This is a genomic window from Rhizobium sp. CIAT894 (assembly GCF_000172795.2).
Lineage (GTDB): Bacteria > Pseudomonadota > Alphaproteobacteria > Rhizobiales > Rhizobiaceae > Rhizobium.
Genome location: NZ_CP020950.1, coordinates 44,096 through 66,526, shown reverse-complemented (window position 1 = coordinate 66,526; position 22,431 = coordinate 44,096). Strand labels below are relative to the sequence as shown.

Annotated in this window: 18 protein-coding genes; 6 read left to right on the top strand and 12 right to left on the bottom strand. The window is 61.2% G+C overall.

All coding sequences use genetic code 11. The features are described 5' to 3' along the window. Window positions 1-9: 9 nt before the first annotated feature. The 8 genes from RHEC894_RS24325 to RHEC894_RS24290 form a co-directional block, all read right to left on the bottom strand. A complete protein-coding gene (locus RHEC894_RS24325) occupies window positions 10-1,128 on the bottom strand; it encodes an alcohol dehydrogenase catalytic domain-containing protein (RefSeq protein WP_206427940.1) in 1,119 nt (372 codons plus the stop codon). A 104-nt stretch (window positions 1,129-1,232) separates the two neighbouring features. Next, window positions 1,233-2,450: an amino acid ABC transporter substrate-binding protein gene (locus tag RHEC894_RS24320; RefSeq protein WP_206427939.1), complete on the bottom strand. Its 1,218-nt coding sequence runs from the start codon at window positions 2,448-2,450 to the stop codon at window positions 1,233-1,235. Window positions 2,451-2,533: 83 nt separating this feature from the next. After that, complete coding sequence (locus tag RHEC894_RS24315) at window positions 2,534-3,535, bottom strand: VOC family protein (protein WP_085739560.1); 1,002 nt, start codon at window positions 3,533-3,535, stop codon at window positions 2,534-2,536. Window positions 3,536-3,633: 98 nt separating this feature from the next. Further along, window positions 3,634-4,950: a phosphopyruvate hydratase gene (gene eno / locus RHEC894_RS24310; protein WP_085739687.1), complete on the bottom strand. Its 1,317-nt coding sequence runs from the start codon at window positions 4,948-4,950 to the stop codon at window positions 3,634-3,636. Window positions 4,951-5,011: 61 nt separating this feature from the next. After that, window positions 5,012-5,590: a cupin domain-containing protein gene (locus RHEC894_RS24305; protein WP_085739559.1), complete on the bottom strand. Its 579-nt coding sequence runs from the start codon at window positions 5,588-5,590 to the stop codon at window positions 5,012-5,014. Further along, window positions 5,580-6,287 (bottom strand): ABC transporter ATP-binding protein, encoded by a 708-nt coding sequence (locus tag RHEC894_RS24300; protein WP_085739558.1) that lies wholly within the window; start codon window positions 6,285-6,287, stop codon window positions 5,580-5,582. Before RHEC894_RS24300 ends, RHEC894_RS24305 begins: the two co-directional genes overlap by 11 nt. Continuing rightward, window positions 6,277-8,085, bottom strand: a complete 1,809-nt coding sequence (locus RHEC894_RS24295; protein ID WP_245339556.1) for a branched-chain amino acid ABC transporter ATP-binding protein/permease — start codon at window positions 8,083-8,085, stop codon at window positions 6,277-6,279. Before RHEC894_RS24295 ends, RHEC894_RS24300 begins: the two co-directional genes overlap by 11 nt. Continuing rightward, complete coding sequence (locus tag RHEC894_RS24290; protein WP_206427938.1) at window positions 8,022-8,867, bottom strand: branched-chain amino acid ABC transporter permease; 846 nt, start codon at window positions 8,865-8,867, stop codon at window positions 8,022-8,024. The genes RHEC894_RS24295 and RHEC894_RS24290 overlap by 64 nt, the downstream gene beginning before the upstream one ends. A gap of 369 nt (window positions 8,868-9,236) precedes the next feature. On the opposite strand from RHEC894_RS24290, the gene RHEC894_RS24285 reads away from it, so the two are divergent. Continuing rightward, window positions 9,237-10,238 (top strand): LacI family DNA-binding transcriptional regulator, encoded by a 1,002-nt coding sequence (locus tag RHEC894_RS24285; RefSeq protein ID WP_085739555.1) that lies wholly within the window; start codon window positions 9,237-9,239, stop codon window positions 10,236-10,238. Between the two features lie 199 nt (window positions 10,239-10,437). On the opposite strand, the gene RHEC894_RS24280 is transcribed toward RHEC894_RS24285, so the two are convergent. From RHEC894_RS24280 to RHEC894_RS24270, 3 genes are all read right to left on the bottom strand, one after another. Then, window positions 10,438-10,971, bottom strand: coding sequence for a carboxymuconolactone decarboxylase family protein (locus RHEC894_RS24280; RefSeq protein WP_085739554.1), 534 nt, complete (start codon window positions 10,969-10,971; stop codon window positions 10,438-10,440). Window positions 10,972-11,129: 158 nt separating this feature from the next. Then, window positions 11,130-12,110, bottom strand: coding sequence for a fumarylacetoacetate hydrolase family protein (locus tag RHEC894_RS24275; protein ID WP_245339555.1), 981 nt, complete (start codon window positions 12,108-12,110; stop codon window positions 11,130-11,132). After that, window positions 12,107-13,288 carry a Fic family protein gene (locus tag RHEC894_RS24270; protein ID WP_085739553.1) on the bottom strand — a complete coding sequence of 394 codons (1,182 nt, stop codon included), beginning with the start codon at window positions 13,286-13,288 and terminating at the stop codon, window positions 12,107-12,109. Before RHEC894_RS24270 ends, RHEC894_RS24275 begins: the two co-directional genes overlap by 4 nt. 253 nt (window positions 13,289-13,541) lie before the next feature. On the opposite strand from RHEC894_RS24270, the gene RHEC894_RS24265 reads away from it, so the two are divergent. The 5 genes from RHEC894_RS24265 (at window position 13,542) to RHEC894_RS24245 (ending at window position 19,666) form a co-directional block, all read left to right on the top strand. After that, window positions 13,542-15,893 (top strand): hypothetical protein, encoded by a 2,352-nt coding sequence (locus tag RHEC894_RS24265; RefSeq protein ID WP_206427942.1) that lies wholly within the window; start codon window positions 13,542-13,544, stop codon window positions 15,891-15,893. Window positions 15,894-16,277: 384 nt separating this feature from the next. Continuing rightward, window positions 16,278-17,252 carry an alpha/beta hydrolase gene (locus RHEC894_RS24260; protein ID WP_085739551.1) on the top strand — a complete coding sequence of 325 codons (975 nt, stop codon included), beginning with the start codon at window positions 16,278-16,280 and terminating at the stop codon, window positions 17,250-17,252. 65 nt (window positions 17,253-17,317) lie between these two features. After that, window positions 17,318-18,061: an alpha/beta hydrolase gene (locus tag RHEC894_RS24255; protein ID WP_085739550.1), complete on the top strand. Its 744-nt coding sequence runs from the start codon at window positions 17,318-17,320 to the stop codon at window positions 18,059-18,061. Then, a complete protein-coding gene (locus tag RHEC894_RS24250; protein ID WP_085739549.1) occupies window positions 18,058-18,966 on the top strand; it encodes an alpha/beta hydrolase in 909 nt (302 codons plus the stop codon). Before RHEC894_RS24255 ends, RHEC894_RS24250 begins: the two co-directional genes overlap by 4 nt. Continuing rightward, a complete protein-coding gene (locus RHEC894_RS24245) occupies window positions 18,959-19,666 on the top strand; it encodes an isochorismatase family protein (RefSeq protein WP_085739548.1) in 708 nt (235 codons plus the stop codon). Before RHEC894_RS24250 ends, RHEC894_RS24245 begins: the two co-directional genes overlap by 8 nt. A gap of 28 nt (window positions 19,667-19,694) precedes the next feature. On the opposite strand, the gene RHEC894_RS24240 is transcribed toward RHEC894_RS24245, so the two are convergent. Then, window positions 19,695-22,400, bottom strand: a complete 2,706-nt coding sequence (locus tag RHEC894_RS24240; protein ID WP_085739547.1) for a winged helix-turn-helix domain-containing protein — start codon at window positions 22,398-22,400, stop codon at window positions 19,695-19,697. Between the last annotated feature and the right edge of the window lie 31 nt (window positions 22,401-22,431).

The window sequence follows — 22,431 nt, the reverse complement described above, 5'->3', positions numbered from 1 at the left end:
CGGTGATTGTTATTGCCAGACGGCGGGAACCGGCGGAACGACCACGTAGTTGCTGAAGCCGCCATCGCGTTCGCCGATGCCGGAAATGGCTTCGTTCACCCGCTCGAGCGGATAGACCTTGTGCTCGAGATAGGAGAGGTCGAGCGCACCGGTGCGGACCATGTCGGCCATTTCCTGCCCCTGGGCAGCGCTGAACCAGTTGGAGCCGATGAGCTGAACCTGCTCGTCCATCAGCCACTTCACATCAACAGGAACATCTTCCGCGACGCCGCCAACGACAACCACACGGCCGCCTCGACGAACGCCGCGCATGGAATCGACCACGGTCGCGGCCGGGGCTCTCGCACCCAGCGCGCTGATAACGAAATCCACGCCCTCGCCGCCGGTTTGGGCCTTTGCCCATTCTCCCGTCGAGCCCTCGCCGAGCATGATCGTGTCGATGCGGTCGGGAGCGATGGCCTTGATGCGGTCCATCAATTCCCTGTTTCTGCCGGTGCCCAGAATTTTGGAGAGGCCCATGGCGAGAGCGAGCTTGGTGGCCGCGACGCCCAGCGTGCCGGTAATCCCGTCGATGAGGCAAACCTGGCCGGGTCCGGCCTGCGCATTCTTCAGGGCGCCGTAGGATGTGCCGAGGTAGCCGAAGCGGCCGGCCTGTTCGAAGCTGAGATTGTCCGGCAGGCATACGAGTGAATATTCCGGAGCGGTCATGTACTGGCTGAAACCGCCATAGGGATAAAGATCGAAGATTCTTTGACCATCGCGGCTGGTGCTGAAGTAGCCGTTCAAGGTGTAGTAGCGGCATTGGCTGCGGTTGCCTGACCGGCACGCCTTGCAGGAGCCACAGGATCTGAGAGGGCTGACATAGACGCGATCGCCAATTTTGACATTGGTGACCGCCTCGCCCACTTCGGCGACGACCCCGGCTGGATCCAGGCCGAACACTGCCGGAAACTTCGGCAGCGGCTGGTGGGGAAACCAGGTTGGCCAGTTATTGATGACGTTGGCCATGTTGGGCACGATGCCGCAGGCCCTGACCTGCACCAGAACGTCGTTGGGCCGAGGCGCAGGAACCGGAATCTCATCCAACGACATCGGCTGATGAAGAGCATGCAGCCGGGCGGCGATCATCGTTTTTACCATTTACTCCTCCATAGGGACATCGGTCGAACCGTGCCCGACCGATCGCATTTTTTCAGTTTCAGACAGGTGCGCGGCAGTGCCGAGCGGTTTTGTCAGAGGGCGGCCAGGAACTCCTTGCCGGCCGGTCGGAAGTCCGCAGGCCAGACAGTCACCCAATCCTTTCCTTGAACTTGCTTGAGCTTTGTCGATGGCTTTCCGGCATTGAACTTGCCGTCGAAAGTCCTTGTCCCGACGACCGTCTCGACGGGATTTGCGCGCAGCCACGCAGCCATCGCGGCATCATCCAGCTTCCCCGCCCCTTCAGCTGCCGCGGCAAGGATCTGCCACGCAGCATATTCGACGGCGGCCTGATATTCGGCGCGCGGATAGGGGAATCCTGCCGCTTTCGCCTTGCCGTCATAGGCGCTGACGAACTCCTGGGCGCCATGATACTTGAGAAAGGGTTCGTGCTCTTCGAACCAGGTCAGCGAGGTCAGACCATTCGCTTTCGGGTGCGCCGCGGTCGGGCCGGGCGCCGGGAACAGATAGAACTGGTTCCTTGGCTGGTAATCGATCCGGCTCATCGCATCGAGAAGCTGCACGGCCTCCATGCCGATCGCACCCGACCACAGCAGATCCGGATCAGCCGCCTTGATGCGGTTCGCGATTGCGCCGAAGTCCTTCGTGCCGAATTCATATTCGAGGTCCAGCAGGCTTTTGATGCCGCGTTTCTCGGCGACCTGCTGGCCGCCCTTGGCGATCGTCAGGGCCGATGGGAATTTGCTGGTGACGAAGGCGATCGTCTTGGGAGGAGCCGGCAGGCTCGCATAGGCATCGAGAACGATCTCGGTGTCGGTCAACTGCGGCTCGGCCCCGATCGGAAGCGAGGGGAACTGCAGCGGATAGGGCGCGAGGCTCGGGTCGCCAAGGCTGCTCTGAACAAGCATCTTCTTGAACCGAGCGGCAACGCCCATTGCCGCGATAATCGAGGAAGTGCCATAAGGCCCCATCAGGAGATCGACCTTATCGGCCGTCACCAGGCGCTCGTAAAGGGTTCGCGCATTGGCGGGAAGCGATTGGTCGTCGAGAAGGACGAACTCCACCTTCCGCCCGAGAATACCGCCCTTGGCGTTGATCTGTTCGACGAATACTTCTGCCGCGAGCTTATGGATTGCGCCGACGCCCGCAAGCGGACCCGTCAACGGCAGCGTTCCGCCGACGCGGATCGGCCCCTCCTGGGCAAAAACCCTCGGCATCGCGCCGAAAGCTGCCGCGGCGGCGGCAGAGCCGAGAAATGCACGTCTGTTCAGTTTCATGGAAATCGCACTCATCTCATCCTCCCAGGTGCTTCCGGCATGTCATCGCGCTCACGGGTCTCGCGGCGCGTCGGTCTCCTGCCCGCCGGCGGCAGGTCTCAGCTCTTCGCGAGCCCTTCTGCATAGCGTTCCAGCGTCATCGGGTTGGGCATCTTCTCCGGGCGCTCCAACGGCACTCCCGTAAACTCGCTGGCCTCGAAGAACCACTTCGAGGTGGCCGGCATGCCCCAATGGACATTGGTGCTCAGGGATGCCGCGTCCCAGCGAATGGGCTCCAATTCAGCGTCTATCGTGGTGTAGTGATTGTTGAAGAACTCCACCCGGTGCCCGTCCGGATCGCGCAGATAGACGAACAGGACTCCCGAAGGGCCATGGCGGCCGGGCCCGCGTTCGACGCTGTCTCCATAGCCGTAACGGCTGGCAAAGTCGCAGACGGCGAAGATGTCGCTGCTATCCGCAACCGTGTAGGCAAAATGGTGCAGCCGCGGGCCGATGCCGGGCACCAAAGCCAGGTCGAGGCAGACGCCTTTGCGATACATGAAGTTCGCAATGAGATCGTCGCCCGCCGCGATATATTCCGACGTCCGGAAACCGAGTTCGCCGTAGAACGCGCTCAGACCGAGCGGATCGGCGACGATGACCTGGCAATGGTCGAGGCCCTGGGCTCGGGCGCCGCGATGTTCGTGCACCTCGAGAAACTTGCGGGGATGGACGCTCATGCCGGAGCAAAGCTCGACGCGAGCCCCCGAGGGATCGCTGACAAGCAAGGTCCGCCCCTGGTTTCGAACTTCGACCCATTCCCCCGGAAGCCCCTTCTCCTCGAAGAAGATCTTGGCCTTGTCGAGATCCTCCTCCAGGAACACCCTGTAACCGATCCGCCTGCACGCCGGCTTGCCGCCGGCGGGTGCGAGCACGAGGCTGTGGTGGCAGGCCTCGGACAGTCCGCGGAGGTAGGAGACACCATCAGCGAATTCCGTTTCGACGAGGCCGCCGACATTGACATAGAAATCCCGGCTGCGTCCCACATCGTTGACCTCGAGCACGACGTGGCTGAAGCGCGTGATGTTGAAGGGAGGTTTCAAATTAACAGCCGGAAGCATGTCATCCTCATCTCGTTTTGCTAACGTTAGCATAAAACGGTCGGGTGTTTTGTCAACGCCTGTTTTTAAGCGAGACCCGCAGCCGGCCCATCCAAATTCTAGCCTACGGCGGCAACGGCGGCCGGGTTTTCAGCCAGATCCAGCGCCGACCACCCGGCGAACGAAGCCTCTGTTCCAAGCGCCTCCTCGATCCGGAGAACCTCGTTCCACTTGGCCATCCGCTCGGAACGGGAGAACGAGCCGACCTTGAGCTGCTTGGCATTCCAGCCGACCGAGAGATGGGCGATCGTCACATCTTCCGTCTCGCCGGATCTCGCCGAAACGATTGTCCGAAAACCCGCCTTCTTGGCGACGGCGAGCGCCTCGAAGGTCTCGGTGATCGTGCCCGCCTGGTTCGGCTTGATCAGAACGGCATTGGCGCTTTTATCCCTGATCGCTTCGGTTACCCGCGCCGCGTTCGTCACGAAGAAGTCGTCGCCGATGATCTGGCATCTGGAGCCGTAGCGGGCGGTAAATTCCTTGAAGCCGTCCGGATCGTCCTCGGCGAGCGGATCCTCGATCGAGACGATCGGATAGGCCTTCAGCCAGCCGCCAAGCATGTCGATCATCTCGGCCGTATCGAGCTGCCGATCTTCCAGTGCCAGCGAATACCTGCCTTCCCGGCCGAATTCGGAAGCCGCGATGTCGAGCGATATCGCCACTTCGCCGCCCGGCTTCAGACCGGCAGCTTCGATCGACCGCACCAAGGCATCCAGAGCCTCCTCATTGCTGGTGAAGGCCGGCCAGTAGCCTCCCTCATCCGCCACGCCCTGGAGCTTGCCGGCCCGCTTCATGATGTCGCCCGCGGCGCGGTAGACCTCGGCGGTCCACTCCAAAGCCTCCGAGAAGGTCGAGGCGGCAGGGCACATGATCATGAAATCCTGAACGTCGACCCGGCGCGCTGCGTGCGCTCCGCCGCCAAAAATCTGGATTTCCGGCAACGGCATGGTAATTCCCTTGTCGGAGCCCGCGAGATATCGCCAGATCGGTTGATCGGCCGCGGCCGCGGCGGCGTGAAGCAGGGCCATCGACGTTGCGACCGATGCATTCCCGCCCAGCCTGCTCCGGTTCTGGGTGCCATCCAGCTCGATGATGGCTCGGTCCAGCTCGGCTTGAAGCCTGGCGTCCCGGCCAACCAGCAACTTGGCGATTTCGCCGTTGACGGCAGCCAGGGCCTTGTTGATGCCCAAGCCGGCAAGGGCGCTGCCGCCGTCGCGCAGATCGAGAGCTTCGCCGGTGCCGGTCGATGCGCCGGCAGGCGCAATGGCGCGGCCGATGGCGCCGGACGCCAGCTCGATCTCTACCTCGACGGTGGGCCGGCCACGGGAATCCCAGACGCGACGGCCCTGAACTTTTCGGATTTCGGTGTTGGTCATGTTCAATTGGTCCATAAGTCAGATTGAGATTTTGGATCATCGAGGCTCGCAGGCCGTCATCTTAATCCGTCGTATCGGCGGTCCGTGCGCCAACCAGCACCACGGCGATGGTTGCCGGTCTGTCGCTTTTGTTTCGCCACGCGTGACGCGTACCGTTCTGGACGAAGGTGTCGAACTGGCCGAGGCGGGTCTCATTGCCATCGTCGAGCTCCATCCAGATCTCGCCGTCGAGAACGATGCCGTAATCGACGGTCGGCGTTTGATGTTTGCCATCCGGTTCGAAGCGTTCGGCCAAACCTGGACTGACCGCCAAATTTTCCGCCATAGCCGCCGGGCCATTGAAATCCGGAGACATGAAAACGGCATCCGGTGGGAACGTTAGCACTAGAAAACGCGTTTCGCCCGGCTCTGGAACGAAGCTCGTCACCAGCGGCGTTGGATCGGTTCCGTCGAATGGAACCCTCGTGGAAGCCGACGTCGACCAGACCATCCGCGATACCAGTCCGGGGACCGTTCTGAATATATCAGTGCGCGGAACGGCGCCGTCCTCAGCGAACCCGGCGAAACCCTGACTGCCGTGCTTCGTGACGACGCGCCTGATATGCGCGGGAACTCTCCCGCTCGAATTTTCAGATACCAAGATACGCCTCCCTGATGCTTGGATCATTGATCAGAACCTCGGGCGCTCCGGAGGCCGTCACCCGGCCCTGCTCGATGACGTAGGCCTGATGGGCGATTTCAAGCGCCTTGTTCACGTTCTGCTCGACGAGCAGCACGGCTACGCCCCGCTCATTGATCATCTGAATGATTTTGAACATTTCCCCGACGATCAGAGGCGACAGCCCGAGTGACGGCTCGTCCATGAGCAGCACGCGCGGCTTGGCCATCAGGCCGCGGCCAATCGCAACCATTTGCTGCTGCCCACCCGACAAGGAACCTGCCAGCGAATCCTGGCGCTCTTTCAACACAGGAAAAAGCTGAAACACTTCAGCGAGCGTGGCATCGCGCTCCGCACGGGCGAGCGATCGGTAGGCACCGAGCAACAGGTTGTCCAGGACCGTCATCGCCGTGAAGAGACGCCGCCCTTCCGGGACCACCGCGATGCCGTAATCGCAGACCCGGTGGCTCGGCACCTTGGAAACGTCGTTGCCCTCGATAACGATCTTTCCTTTGTGCGGGCGAAGAATGCCGGCGATGGCGTTTACCAGCGTGCTCTTCCCCGCGCCGTTCGGTCCGACGACCGAAACGATCTCGCCCGGCCTTACACTGACGGACAAGTCCCACAGAGCGATCGCGTCTCCGTAGCCGACCTCGATCTTATCGACCTCAAGCAGCATGACTGCCTCCCAGATATACGCTAACCACAGCCGGATCCCGCATCGTTTCGCCTGGATGCCCAAGCGCCAGAACTTTGCCTTGATCCAGCACCGCGACACGGTCCGCCAGTGCGACAACCGCACGCATGAGGTGTTCGACGAAGATAATCGTCGTGCCACCGGCCTTGATCCGCTTGATCATTTCGACCGCGTGGTCGACCTCGGCCGGATTCAAGCCGCAAAGCACCTCATCGAGCAGGAGCAGCCGCGGTTTTGCGGCCAGTGCTCTGGCGAATTCGACAAACTTTCGGTCATGCAGGTTCAATGTTTCGGGAAGCACGTTGGCCTTGCCGGCAAGGCCGGTGAAGGCGAGCGCTTCCCTGGTGACCGCCTCGACAGCAGCTGCGGCCATGCCATCCGCGCTGCCGAACTTCGCGCAGAGCCGCACGTTTTCGAGGACCGTCAGGTTATCGAACAGGCGCGGGATCTGATAGGTGCGTGCCACGCCCTGCTGCGCGATCAGATGCGGTGATCGACCGGAAATCTCCTCACCTTCCAGGGTGATCTTGCCGGAGGTCATGGCGTAGTGGCCGCTGATCATATTGATCAGCGTGGACTTGCCGGAGCCGTTTGGCCCAACCAGGGCCAGGATTTCACCCCGCCAGACATCCAGGGTCACGCCGGTCAAGGCACGGATACCGCCAAAGGATTTGGTGACATCCTCGCATTTGAGAAGCACGGGACCGGAACCTGCCGCCGCCGAAGGCGCAAACTGCGTAACGGCCTCAGCGGTCTCTGCCGGCGCGCCAGCTCCGTTACGCCTGCCGGCAAACCTGCGAACAAGGCTGGGAACGATGCCGGACGGCAGCACCAGGATGACGACGATCAGCGCAAGAGCCACGCCCGCGCGGCCGAATTCCGCATGAGCGCCGCTGACGATAGCGCTCTGCAGCACGGTGATGATGACCGCGCCGATCGCAGGCCCAGCCCAATGGCGGGCTCCGCCAAGAATGCTCATGAGCACGACATAAAGAGGAACGGTCACCGCAAATGTCTCGCCGACCGTGACGTAACCGACATATACGGCGTGGATCGCACCCATTGCGCCGGCTAGCGCCGATGAGACCGCAAACGAGATCAGCTTATAGCGGAACGTCGGAACGCCTTTCACTTCCGCAACGTCTTCATCGTCGTGGATTGCGAGCAGGCCCTGACCGAATTTGCTGTGAAAGATGAAATAGGACGTCGCCAGCGCGGCAAGAGCCGCGATAAGCCCGAACATGTAGAGGGAGCCGGACGCCGTTGCACCAATCATCGGGATTTCGATCCCCGAGAGGAATACGCCGGTGCCCGAGTCCAGCGCGGTGTTCGACACAATGGCCGCGATAACGAACGTCACCGACAGCGTCAGCAGCGCGAAGAATTCGCCGCGCAAGGCTCCCGAGCGAAAGACGACCAAGCCGATCAGAACGGCGACCGCCGCCGCAAGCAGCGCCGCCGCAGGTATCGTCGCGACGAAAGGCCATGACAGCTGCGTCGCCAGCGTGGCGGTCGTGTAGACCCCGATCCCGAAAAATGCGGCGTGACCGAAACTCCAGTAGCCGGTGTAACCGCTCAGGATGCCCCAGCTCGTCGCCAGCACGACCCAGAAGAAGATGATGTACAGGTAGGAGAGGTAATAGTCCGCCATTCCCAGGTAAGGCAGGGAGGCCAGGACGGCCGCGACAGGCGCTGCGATCAGGAGCTTTTTCATGGTCAAATCACCGGTTTGCGCAGGAGGATGACGATGAGCACGCTGAATGCCACGAGCGGCGCCCAAGCGGGGTTCACGACGGACATGGTAAGGCTCTCGGCCACGCCGATAAGCATTCCGGCACCCAGCGCGCCGATGGGGCTGCCCAATCCTCCAATGATGGCGACGGCAAATACGACCCCGATCCAGGCCTCGATTTGAGATGGAGCCAAAGTTCCGATCAGGGCGATGAAGACACCCGCGATACCCGCCGTCGCCGAGCAAAGGCCAGCCAGAATGTATGACACGCGGGTGGAATTGATTCCGAAAGCCGACGCCACGGGAGCGTCATGGGCGGCGGCACGCAGCGCCTTGCCGAGCATGGTCTTGTTCAACGCGTACCAGGCCACTCCAGCAAGCAGGCCGGCGCAGGCAAAGGCGGAAAGATCCAATACAGGCACGAAGATCGGACCCAGCCGGATGGTGGTCTGCGCATACGGCGTTTCGTAGCGAAGAAAGTCGGCCGACCAGATCCACTGGATCATCGATTCGATCAGGATCGTGACGCCGAACGTCACCAGGAGAGAGGCGAATTCCTTCACCTTGAAGCGCACGAACACGCTGTGCAGGGCAATGCCGAGCACGAAGAACAGCGGAGCAATCAGAAGAGCGCTCAAATATGCCGGAACGCCATAGACGGTGCCGAGCTGGTAGGTGAGGTACGCGCCGAGGAACGCCAGCGCGAAGTGGCTGAGGTTCACAAGCTTCAACAGGCCCCAGCTCAGGCTGAGACCCATCGCCAGCAGGCCATAGATCCCGCCCAACAGGACGCCGCCGACAGCGGATTGCAGGAAAAGAGCGACGGTCATCAGAATCTACGTCCCTCTGCGGACGCGATGATCGATGCCAGGAACACCAGAATATCCATACGTTATGCCTCCTCCCGTTTGCGCTAACGTTTGCACAAACATTCGTCCCACAGCGAGGGCCTCCTGTCAACGGCTTTGAAGAAGTTAATTGGCTTCGAAGCGCCTGCGCGAGCGCGCCACCGTCGGCGCAGTAATCCAGACCGATAGACGTAAGTGTCTGAAAGATTTTACTTAACATCGCGATCGGCGACGCCGGCCAAGTCATGGGGGCGAAAAATCAAATGATTGCTACTTAAACGGTATAGAACGTTTGACAACCGCGACGCCAATGCTATCGTTGGCCAAAGCGACAATTCCGAGCCAGACACGATGGTAACAATTAAAGACATCGCCGCGATACTTCAAGTTTCCCCCTCGACCGTAGGCCGCGCCCTGGCCGACGATCGCCGCATCAGCGCCGAGATGAAGCGAAAGGTGAACGAAGCCGCCGCTCAAGCGGGCTATGTTGCCAATCGTGCCGCACGCATGATGCGCGGGGTGCAGAGCAATCTCGTCGGGCTGATCGTTCCGGATATCCGCAACAGCTTTTACTCAACGATTGCCCATGCCCTCTCGCAGTGCCTTCTTTCGGCGAACTACCAGCTGACCTTGTGCGAAACCGATGACGACAGAATGCACGAGCTTCGCCACATCAGGGAACTCACGAGCGTCAACGTCGCCGGGATCATTCTGGTCCCGAGCGCAAAACCTCATCCCGATTCCGCGCGAATCCTGAAGATGACACCTCATATCCAATTGCTGCGAAAGGCGCCGCTGCTCGGCGACCAATGGTTTGGGATCGATGACAGACGGGCGCTTTACGAGAGCACCGAACACATCATCAATGCAGGTCATAAACGCGTCGCCTATATCGGCGGCACGGAAGAACTGCCCACCGGCGCGGCGCGCGTGCAGGGTTTCCGGGACGCCGTCAAAAGCGCCGACCGAGCCATTACCGTTCACGAGGAGCTTGGCGCGCCCTCCTCGCCCGAATTCGGGCGGGAAGCCGTGCGCCGCCTGCTTTCCCTAAAGGATCGACCGACGGCGCTGGTGATCGGCGCAGTTCAAAACACCTCCGGAGTCATTGACGAAATCCAGGACCAGGCCTTGAACGTTCCTCGAGATATCTCGGTCGTCGGATTTGGCGATGAGCTTGGCTATCGATGGTGGGGCCCGGGACTGACGACAGTGCAATTGCCCGTTTCGGAATTGGCGACCGCCTGCGGGCTTTGGTTCCTGCACCACCTTCAGAACAAGGGCGACCTCAGCAAGCCCTACAGCTTCATCTCCCCGCCCCAACTGGTCATCCGCGGCAGCACGGGCGCACCGTGAAACGCCGGCAGGCCGGAGATCTCCCGCTGCAAGCGGGATCGGAGAGAGGCGCCCGTCCGGCGACACGCACCTCTCTTCGATCGGCTGCGATTCATCCCGCATCCAGGGCCGGACGCTGAAAGCTCTGGAATATCTTGATGAGCGCCGCCAAGATCATGCGGCAAGCCGAGGCGGCGCGGCTTGCGCGCCGCCCGCCTGCTCAGCGGTATCCCTCTTCAAGGTCGATCTTCAGCGCGCCCATGAGGCGAACGCCGGAATTGTACCAGGCGACATTGATCGAGAGCTCGACAAGCTGCTTCTCCGACAGGAACTTTGCGACTCCGTTCCACACTTCATCGGAAACGTCGACGTTCAGCGTCGATTCCTTGGCAAAAGCCATCACAGCCTTTTCCTGCTCGTCAAAGAGATCCGAGGTCTCGAAATGCGGAATTGCATGGAACTGCTCCTCCGTCAGGCCGGCCTTTAGCCCATGAGAGTGGTGATGCTTCACCTCATATTCGGAGTTTGTGCAGTACCCGACCGTGAGGATTGCCATCTCCCGCAGCTTCGGGCTGAGGTCGGCGGCCCGCACCGCATTGGCGTAAGTGAGGAAATCATCGAGGATCGCGGGAGCGTTGGCGAGCGCCAGGAAGATATTTCCGGTCGGAACTTTCCTCTCCTTCAGCAAGCGCTCATTGAGCGCTGGCTGCGTCTCGGCCAGTTCCGTATTCGAGACATATTTTACGCGTGCCATTTCTTCACCCTCAGCTTTGTCTTCGCAATCTCCCTGTTCAAGGTGGCCCGGTGCGGAACCGGCCGCTCAACAGGTGCTAACGTTAGCATTAATAACGCTGGAGATCCCAAGGTCAATCGGAATTTTCGGCCGCAGCCGAACCCCTGCAAGAATCCCGGTTAGTGCGGTGCCGCAACCACTGGATTCGTCAAGATGCCGATACCGGGAATCTCTACCTTGAGTTCGTCGCCGGGAACGATCGGCCCAACGCCCGCGGGCGTCCCGGTCATGATCACATCGCCGGGCAGCAGCGTCATGAAGCGGCTCAAGTAGGCAACTATGTCGGCAACCGAATAGACGAGGTCTCGCGTATTGCCCGACTGTTTCACGGCGCCGTTCTGACGAAGGACGACGTCAAGGCTCGTCGGATCGAGATCCGTCACAATGGCCGGCCCCATCGGCGCGAACGTATCGTAACCTTTGCCGGCCAGCAGGCAGCCGAACTTGCTTTCCTGCCGCTGGATGATACGGTCGCTGATATCGTTGCCGCATGTATAGCCGAGGACGTGCGTTAGGGCCTGCTCCTTGCCGATGTGGCGCCCGCCCTTGCCGATGATGGCCACCAGCTCAGCCTCGTAATGAACAATTTCGCCATCGCTCGGATATTCAATGGCATCTCCATTGCCGCTCGCTGCCGTGCTCGGCTTCATGAACAGCACCGGAAGTGTGGGTTGCTCTTTTCCGGACTCATCGGTGTGCTGCCGGTAATTGTAAGCGACGCCGAATATCCGGGGCCGTTCGACCGGGCACAGCAGACTGACGTCGGCAAGGCGATCCACCTTTCCCGTCCGCTCGACAGCCTCGAACGGATCGCCGGCGATCCGCTCAATCCTATCCTCAGTTTCGATCCCATAGTGAATTCCGTCGACGGCCCGGTAGCGCACAATCTTCATTTCGATCTCCATTTTTGCTAACGTTAGCGCAATGAAGCCGGCGTCGTCAACAGATGACGGCCCCCTGTCGGACCACCGTTGCGCGACGACTATTGTCGAGGGCGCAAACGGAGCATCAAAGAAGATGTTGATCGAGGACGACCCTGGGCTTTTCAAAGTGCCGGGCGCCTCGATGAAGATCGAACCTTCGACCCACCTGTCTGTCATGAACTGAGAGGAAGAGGATCGGTGCCTTCGCTGAGAATTGCAAGATATCTTCGGTAGCTGAATACCCGGCCACGTTTGCGGCCCGTCACCTCGTCGACGATGTCCAACCGCTCCAGATCCGCGAGTGCTGCATTGACCGTCGGTGCGGACAGACCTGTAATTTGGACAACCTGGTTCGCCGTGAGAAAAGGATTCTGCTGGAAAAGCCCGTGAATACGAAGTGCTGATCCCGCTCTATCACTCTCCGTGGTAATGCGCTCCCGATCTTCCTTGAAGAGATCCACAATCTGGGTCGCAGCCTCAAACGCCTGATTGGCGGTGTCGGCCACCCCAGTCAGGAAAAAGTCCAACCAAGCCTCCCAGTTTCCATGTTCGCGAACCTCTTGCAGTAGTCGATAATATTCCCTCCGATGGGATTTCAGGTAAAGACTGAGGTAGAGCAATGGCTTGCGTAGAACGCCGTTCATGCAGAGGTATAGGGTCACTAGCAAGCGGCCTATACGGCCATTGCCATCGAGAAATGGATGGATCGTTTCGAATTGAACGTGCAGCAGACCTGCTTTGATTAGCGCCGGCAACCGCGATTGGTCATCATGCATGAAACGCTCGAACGCATCCAGACAAGCGGCCATTTCCGTGACGGGTGGAGGCACGAAGAGCGCGTTACCGGGGCGCGTGCCGCCAATCCAATTTTGCGAGCGGCGAAACTCTCCTGGATCCTTAGTGCCCCCTCGCCCACTCTGTAGAAGCCTGGCGTGCATCTCGCGGATCAGGCGCAACGACATGGGCAGCGTTTTCAGCCGCTCCAAGCCGTACATCATCGCGTCGACGTAGTTGGAGACTTCACGAATATCATCAACCGGCTGCCCCGCTTGCGCTTCAGTCTCAAACCGCAAGAGATCGGAAAGCGTCGACTGCGTGCCTTCAATCTGTGAGGAAAGAACAGCTTCTTTTCTCACATACATATAAAGGAACAGCTCCTGCCGCGGCAGCAACATTGTGATCCCATCCAGGCGCCCGAGCGCGCGCTCTGCCAGGCTGAGACGCTCTAGAAGGGAGAGCACGTCGATAGGTGGCTCGGGTGGCAATGGCGGAGGCACGAACGCTCGTACCGTTTCACTGGCAGCGACCGTCTCTACGAAGCGACCGAGGCGAGGACTGGATTGGGAATCAAACATATCTCCAGTATCAGTCTCACCTCTTATTTAAACAAGAGGCGTATCATTTAATTAAGCGTCTGACTTAGATAAGCGCGCTTAATCAACGGGTACGATCATCGATCTTCCGAGCGCAGGTCGCCAGCAAACTATATGGACTCATTGCAAATGACTCAGCGGCGCTCAACGTGCCGCATTCGATACATCCTTTCTTAAAACTGCACTCCTATTCCCGCTCGCCCTCGGCACTGGTGCCGAGAGAAACGGAATGAGCATGACCAAACAAGACATTTCATCACGTCATTTTCAGCGAAAGATCTCTGACTTTTGCGAGCTGCGCATCGCACCGATTGCATCCAAACGAGTGCTGGAGAATGTTCGGCCCTTTCTAATAAGCTTGATCATCTACCGAAAGCCGCCTCCGATCCTGAATGGCCGTATCGACTGGACCACGATCGGGCAGGCCTGCGGAATCGAAACCGAGTTGACTGCAGAGTTGAAGAAGGAACTCCGGCCAGGCCTGGATGCGATCACCCGATGGCTGGGGGCGTCGCCCGCGGAAGATGTTCAGTCGAATAGGCCAGCCACGCGAGTTCGTACGGCGGGGTCAAGCAAGTCGGCCGCCGCTCCATCCACCAGGAAACCACAGCGCCCTGCCATCGACGGCTCCATTGCTCGGTGTTCGTCGGTACCGCGCGGGCCTGCACCGAAGCCCGTCAGCCCGTTTCCGGAGCCGTTGTCTGAGGCGACGGAAGATCCAGTGAATTTTCGGGATGCTCTGGTCTATCACATGCGACGGTTCGGTGACACCTATTGGCAGCTCTACCGCGCTGTTGTTCGTCTTAACGAGACCTTCGACAACAAGACACTCTTGTCTTGGATCCAGGGCAAGCGCGTGCCCCAATCTGTCGCCAGCTTCGATATCCTCCGCCGCATCGAGCAGCGCTACCGATTGCCATATGGCTATTTCAAAGACAAGCTGCCGCATCAGGCGCGCTCGCTTTGCGGTCATGATCTCGGCGATATCAGCGCCGCTGAGCGGCGCAGGATCTCCTTACATCTGCCGGATGATTTCAGCAGCCTGCCCTTTACCAAGCGTCAAGAGATCCTCGATTGGGTGCGGCGGGTGATCATCTCCGGCTCGACAGAGTATCGCCGGTACCAGGCGGCGGCTATCAAACAACGTTACGCCATCCGCTTTCCTGGCGTGACTTACGGTGGGGGCACTCTTTCACCTCGATCCTTCGCGTCGGCGGCCGGCGCCCATCAGAACATCGCCCAGGAGCTGGAGGATCCCGATCTGCTGTCTGGCGTTGTAGATGCACCGCCGAGGCTTGCTATGGAAATGGCTGATCTAATCCGCTTCAAGACCTCGACACTGACGGCGATTGGTTTTCAACGAAATGGCGTCTGGGGTGAGGAAACGGCCTCTCAGAAGATCGAACACCTCGGCCTGATGTTCGGCGCGCTAGCGGCCTCACCGAATGGTGCAGTGAGGGGCTGCGGCGTGCCAGTCAGCCAACTGAGCTTCGGCCTTCTCATCTTCCCCGGCGTTTGGGACTGGTATCTGCAGTGGCGCGAACAGCGTCGTGGCTTCTACACCAAGTGGGAAGAGGACATGCTCATGGTCGCGCAATCCCTCACCCGCACCGATGTAGGCTGGCTGCGACAGCATCCGGCGCTGCTTCAGAACGTCAGGCCCATCGAGGGCATAATTGCGCAGGAAGAGATTGAGTTCGCAGCCCGCGACTGGCACGGCGCCTGTGATGCATTTCATCGGCATGCTGCCAGCCGATCCAAGGAGATCCAGCGCGTCATGCGTGTCCATCGTGACCCGTTTGAGCCGATCATGTGCGTGCTGGAAGCGGAGAGCCCTCTGGCGGAGTATCGTAAAATCACAGACGAGATCCTGAAACGCATGCCGGACGAAAGCAGATATCCGAGGCCAGCGGCAGAAGCCGTCAGGTCATTCCTACTGCTTCGGCTTGGCCTGCACCTTGGGCTACGGCAGAAGAATCTCCGCCAATTGCGTGTGTGCCCGCGAGGGCATTATCCGACCTCGGAACGCCGACTTGAAGACATGAAATGCGGGGAGCTGCGCTGGAGTGATCGCGATCATGGGTGGGAGGTCCTTATCCCATCAGTCGCGTTCAAGAACTCTGGCTCTTCTTTCTTCGGCCAGAAGCCGTTCAGGCTGATCCTCCCGGACCTGCTCGACCTCTACAAACACCTCGATGCGTATATCGACCGGCATCGAGGTGTCTTGCTTAACGGCGCAAAGGATCCAGGGACGCTCTTCGTCAAAACGGTGAAGACGAGCAGCATCGACGCAGCCTACAACCCCACCACCTTCTACGAGGCATGGAGAAACGTCATCCAGAGGTACGGTATCTACAATCCCTATACAGGGCGCGGCGCGATCAAGGGCCTCTTGCCGCATGGGCCGCATAACCTAAGGGACGTTCTAGCGACACATATCCTGAAGCAGACTGGTTCCTATGAACAGGCAAGCTACGCCATCCAGGATACGCCGGACGTGGTGCAGCAGCATTACGGTCGCTTCCTGCCGCAGGACAAGGCCGCTCTCGCCGCGAAGATTCTCAATCAAGTCTGGGAAGCTGCGTAACATCGAAGGAACCATTCGGCTCGGATGTGACCCCAGCTTGCATCCGAGCTGATATCGTCGTCTCCGCCTTGAAGGGAAGCGAACCGTCGACACGGTGATCTTTTCCCTCACCCTTCTATCAACTCTCCAGCAAAGACCGTTAGTTTTACGGAAGGTTAGTTATCAGCGACCACAGGGCGAAACGATCAAAAGGATCGGAATAGATCTCTGGATCATTGGCTGGCAAGTTTGTTCATCGGCAATCCAAGCAGCTCATTGTGCGTTCGGCCAGCCCGGATCTTACAACTTTTTACCCTTATTTATCCCAGGGCCAAAGCCTGCCGGTGGTAGTCCTTTTCTCCAGAGGCGCAGAATTTCCTGCACCCGCTTAAAGAGGAAAAGGTCATGAAAAAACATCTCGTTAGTGCCATTGCACTGCTAGTTGCCGCCGCTCCGTTTGCCGCCGAAGCCCGTTGCCTGCCGGAAACCGCGATCACCGCCTCCGTCAGGGCAATTCCCGTCATTGACTACAAGAGCACGTCGATCGACGGCGTGAACGTCTTCTACCGCGAGGCCGGCCCCAAGGACGCCCCGGTCATCCTGCTCCTGCACGGCTTTCCGACCTCGTCGCACATGTTCCGCAACCTCATACCGCTGCTTGCGGACCGCTACCGCGTGATAGCGCCCGACTATCCCGGCTATGGTCAGAGCGACGCGCCCGACCATGCCAGGTTCCAGTACACATTCGCGCATCTGACTGACATCGTCGAGAAACTGACCGACAAGGTCGGCGCCGACCGGTACAGCATGTATGTCATGGATTACGGCGCGCCGATTGGATACAGGCTGGCGCTCAAGCATCCCGAGCGGGTCGAATCCCTGATCGTGCAGAACGGCAATGCTTATACTGAGGGCCTGGCCGCCTTCTGGGATCCGATCAAGGCGTACTGGGCCGAAAAGACACCGCAACGCCGGGAAGCACTCGCCGGCCTGGTGACGCTCGAAACCACGAAGTTCCAATACACCGACGGAATGGGCGATGTCGCGCGGATTAGCCCCGACACCTGGGTCGTCGATCAGGCCCTGCTCGATCGGCCGGGCAACAAGGACATTCAGCTCGATCTCCTGGGCGACTACGGCAGCAATGTTCCGCTCTACCCGGATTTCCAGGCCTTCTTCCGCGAGCGCAAGCCGCCCACGCTGATCGTCTGGGGCAAGAACGACAAGATCTTCCCGGAATCCGGCGCGCATCCCTATCTCCGCGATCTCCCCGACGCCGAAATGCATATTCTCGACAGCGGACATTTCGCCCTGGAAGACAAACTCGACGTGATGGCGCCGCTGATCCGGGACTTCCTCGACCGCAAGGTCTGCAAGTGACGCGTCCCGCAGGGCCGGCGGCCCTGCGGCCTTTCCCCCTCGACAACACCTTGAAAGGAAGAGACATGCCCCGTTTCGTTTCGGGCGCCCGGGCAGCCGGCGCGCCATCCCTCTCGATCGTCCTCGTGCACGGCGCCTTCGTCGACGGCTCCGGCTGGCAACAGGTCCATGGCGAGCTTGCCGGCTTCGGCTTCGAAGTCCTCGTCGCCCAGCACCCGACCATCTCTCTCGGCGAGGACGTTGCCGCCGTCGAGCATCTGATCGCCACCGCTCGTCACCCGGTTCTCCTTGTCGGCCACAGCTATGGTGGGGCCGTCATCACGCAAGCCGGGGCCAATCCGAAGGTTCAGGCACTGGCCTATATCGCGGCTTTCGTACCGGATGTCGGCGAATCTGTCGCGGCACTAAACGAGGCTGCGGAAGAGCCCGGCGAGACGAAGGCACCATTGCTGCCCCCGCAGGACGGTTACCTCATCGTGGACCCCGCCCGTTTTCCGCAAGCCTTCGCAGCCGATGTCTCCCCGGCGATCACCCGGTTCATGGCGGCGGCACAGCTTCCCTGGGGCCTTTCGGCCGTCGTCGCGACCTTGACCCATGCCGCCTGGAGGAGCAAACCCAGTTTCTATCTCGTCGCCTCGGCCGACAGGATGGTGCCGCCGAGCGCGCAGCGCCGGATGGCCCGGCGCGCAGGAGCATCCATCACCGAGATCGACAGCAGCCACGCCGCGATGATGTCGCACCCGCAGGAAGTCGCGGCATTCCTGACGGCCGCTGCCTCGGCGACGCCGATCCGGGGAGACGGGCAATGACCGTCCCCGTCACCTGCCACCGGACCACGCGCGTCGCCGGCATCGACATATTCTATCGCGAGGCGGGAGAGGAGGGCGCGCCCGTCATCGTGTTGCTCCATGGCTTTCCGAGCTCGTCGCATATGTACCGCAATCTCATTCCCGCGCTCGCCGACCGCTATCATGTCATCGCACCCGATCTTCCAGGCTTCGGCCTGTCAGAAATGCCCTCCCCGACCGCCTTCGAATACGGCTTTGCCGCCTTCTCCGATGTCGTCGCCCGCTTTCTCGAGCAGCTGGGCGCCGAGCGCTACGCTCTCTATGTCATGGATTACGGCGCGCCGACCGGCTTTCGCCTGGCGCTCGCTCATCCCGACCGCGTGACGGCCCTGATCGTCCAGAACGGCAATGCCTATGACGATGGCATGGGCGATTTCTGGGTGCCGACCCGCGCCTACTGGGCCGACAGCGGCCCGGCGAACCGCGATGCGATGCGGCCCTTCCTGTCGCTGGAGGGCACGCGCTTCCAGTATCTCGCCGGCACGAGGGACGAGGCCCGGGTCGATCCCGCCGCATGGCTGTACGATCAGCTCTTCCTCGACCGCCCGGGCGCGAAGGAAATCCAGCTGGACATCATCTACGACTACCGCACCAACGTCGCGCTCTATCCCGCCTTTCACGCCTATTTCCGCGCCCATCAGCCGCCGGCGCTGATCCTGTGGGGCGAGAACGATCCGATCTTCCTGGCCGAAGGCGCACACGCCTTCCTCCGCGACCTGCCCGGTGCCGAACTTCATTTCTTCGATACCGGACATTTCGCCCTCGAAGACAAGGCGCACGAGATGATCCCCGTCATGCGCGACTTCCTCGCGCGAATCCTTTTGCCCGGTAACCGGAACTCAGAGACGGAGAACGACTATGTATAACAGCAAATCCAAGTCGAGCGTGCTTGCGACGGGCGGCGGCATGAGCCTCATCGATCCCTCCGACGTCCTGATCCTGCTTCTGGACCACCAGTCCGGCCTGTTCCAGACCGTCAGGGACATATCAGTCTCCGATCTGCGCCGGAATGTGGAGATGATCGCCAGGCTTGCCACGCTTTTGAATATCCCGGTCGTCACGACCGCCTCGGAACCTGCCGGCCCCAACGGCCCGCTGATGCCGGAGATCCATGAATATGCGCCGCACGCCGTCTATGTGCCGCGCAGTGGCGAGATAAATGCCTGGGACAATGACGATTTCGTCGCCACGGTCTGCGCGACCGGCCGCAAGACGCTCGTCATGGCGGGCGTCTGGACCAGCGTCTGCGTCATGTTTCCGGCGCTCGACGCCCGCGCCGCCGGCTATGACGTCTACGCCGTACTTGATGCCTCGGGGGATCCGAGCGAAATGGCCTCGCGCATTTCGCTCGCCCGCTTCGTCCAGGGCGGCGTCAAACCCACATCTGCCAACGCCCTTCTGTCCGAGCTCCATCGCAGCTGGGCGCGGCCCGAGGCCGCCGAACTCGCAAAACTCTACGGGCTTGCCGCGCCAAACTATGCGGCGGTCGCCGAAAGTTATGCCCGTGCCCGGCAGGCGGCCAGGGAGGCAAGCCAGGGACAGACTCATCCGGTGCTTGCGACATGATAGATCCGCTTGGTGCGGCAACCGGAGATCAGCCGAGCGCCGCCATAAGACGCTCCGTCCGCCGGACCGCGGCGCCCGCACCCATGGCGCGGGCGCAGTCCAGAGACTTCTCGAAATAGCGTGTCGCCCTATCCGGTCGGCCGTTGCCGGCTTCGATCATTCCCGCGACGCGCCTCAGATCCGGATGCCACCAGCGCTCCTCGCGGATCCCGATTTCGGTGAGCACGGCACGCAGGCTGTCTTCCGCAAGGCGCATCTCGCCCGCGGCAATATAGGCTTCCGCCAGAAGACTGCGGTAGAAAGGCACACGATTGCGCCAGCCGCCCCGGAGCAATCCGGCAATGCTGTCCTGCATCCCGGTGAAGCCGGCTGCGTCGCCTCGAGCGGCCTGAATGGCGCCGGCGAAGAACAGGGCGGTGCCCTCGTAGATGCCGACATTCTCGCGTCGTCCGACGTCATCCAGCTGCCGCTGAAGCCGGGACGCGGTTTCGAGCTCACCCTCCACGAAGGCGATCGGAAGCGCCGCAAGCGAGATCGCATTGCCGAGCGATATCATGTGATCGAGATCCGCGGCCCGATCGATGGCATAGCCGGCCAGATGGGCGGCGCGATCAGGCTCTCCCTGCAACCACGACAGAAGCGCCTGCGACAGACGAATTCCGGTGGGCAGATCGACCTGGAATCGGGACAATCCGTACCCGTCCTCCAGATCGCCCCATTCGTCCATCAGTGCCTCGAGATGGCTCGATGCCGAATCCAGTTCGCCGGCATAGATCTCGATATGGGCGAGCAGCCGCTTGCCGTCGGGCGCGCTCGACCAGTTGAGCCCCTTTTCCGCGGCGAAATCCCGCATACGGCGCAAAGCCGTGCGCGGCCGGCCGGAATAGGCGAAGAAGACCGCCTGTCCGCAGACCGAGCGCATTTCGAGTTCGGCATTGCGCGATCCGCTCGCATGAAAGAGGCTCTCGCGCCAGGCATTGTCGGTTTGCGGATGCATGTGGCGGGCAAGCGTCATCGCCCAGGCCCGCGCCGTAAACAGCTTCGCCCGTCCCAGCGGCGGAAGCTTCAGGAGTGCGGCGCTGTTTTCGCCTACAAGGTCGATCGCCGCCAGCATTTCCCGGAACGCCGAAAGCTCCTGCCATAGCGGCAGTGCGGCCACGACCAGCTCGATGCCCAGTTCCGCGTCGCCGGCGGGATCGAAGGCCCAGTCGATCGCAGCCCGGACATCGTCGATTGTCCGGCGATATTTCCGCAGCCATTCGCGGGACGTCTGCGAAGACCATTCCCTTTCGGCGATCTGCAGCTTGTCCCGCAGCCGGATGGCGACCTGTCGCCTCGCCTGCTGCCGATGGCCCGAGCCGAAAAGACGCTGCGCCGCATAGGCGCCGGTGCTTTCGGCCAGCCTGTAATGCACGGTTCCGCCGTCATCGTCCGTCGAGACGAGCGATTTCGCCACGAGCTGGGACAGCGCGTCGCGTCCCGTTACGGGGTCGAGGGCGCCGGCGGAATAGAGGACCTCCGCGTCGTCGGCAGTGAACCGGCCCGAAAACACCGAAAGCAGGCCGAGCAGGACGGCCTCGCGATCGGGAAGAAGCCGGTAGCTCCAGTCGAGCGCGGCTTCGAGCGTCTGGTGGCGCAAAGGCGCGTCCCGTGCTCCCCGGCTCATCGAACCGAAGCCGTCCCTGAAGAGATCGTCGAGCGCCGAAGGCGCAAGCGCACGGGCCGTGCCGGCGGCGAGCTCGATGGCGAGCGCCAGGCCCTCCAGCCTTGCGCAGATCGAGACGACGCTGCGGACATAGTCCTCCGTCGGTTCAGCCGTGCCGGAGCCATGAGACCTGGAGATGAAGAGCTGGACAGCCGGAAACTGCAATGCCTCGCTCGATGAAAGCGCGGTCGCCTGGTCCGGATAAGCGAGCCCGGAGAGGAAATGGATCTGCTCGTGCCGCGTGCGCAAGGGCTCGCGGCTGGTTGCGAGGATAAAGGCGGCGGGAACCTCCGATGATATCCGCTCGACGACCGTCGCCGCCATGGCGATGACATGCTCGCAATTGTCGATGATTAGCAGCGGTGCCTTCTCCCGGAGCACGGCGATCACGCCCCCGACCGGGTCGTCGAGCCCGAGCGAGATGCCAAGAGCGGAGGCGATCGCAGGGACGACGAAGCGCGGATCGCCGATCGTCGAGAGATCGACAAACGCAATGGCGTCGTGTCCGCCGCGGTAATGCCGGGCCGCCGTGACCGCAAGCGAGGTTTTCCCGGCGCCCCCCGGCCCGACGATGGTGACATAGCCGGGTTGATCGAGCTGGCCGCAGATCTGCTGGATCGCCTCGTCGCGGCCAAGCAGCTTCGGCACCTCGTGCGGCGCTGCGTAGTGACTTGCGGGGAAAGAAACGGGCCGTACCGGTGCCGGAAGATCGCTCTCCACCGCGCCCACGAACTTGTAGCCGCGGCCGGCTATCGTCGCGATATAGTCCGCGGCCGGATCGCAGTCGGTAAGCGAGCGCCGCAGGTTACCGACATTGACCTTCAGATTATGGTCGTGGACGATATAGCCGGGCCATACGTGGGCAAACAGGTCGGCCTTGCTGACCACTTCACCGGCCCGCTCTACCAGCAGGGTGAGGATATCGAAGCCCCGCCCGCCGAGCGCGACCGGCCTTCCCTTGTGCAGGAGCGACTGCGCCTCCGGCAACAGCCGGAAATCGCCGAATAGATAGGCGCTCTGCTTCGACAAGGCTTAGTACCCGCCCTCGTTCAACACTTTT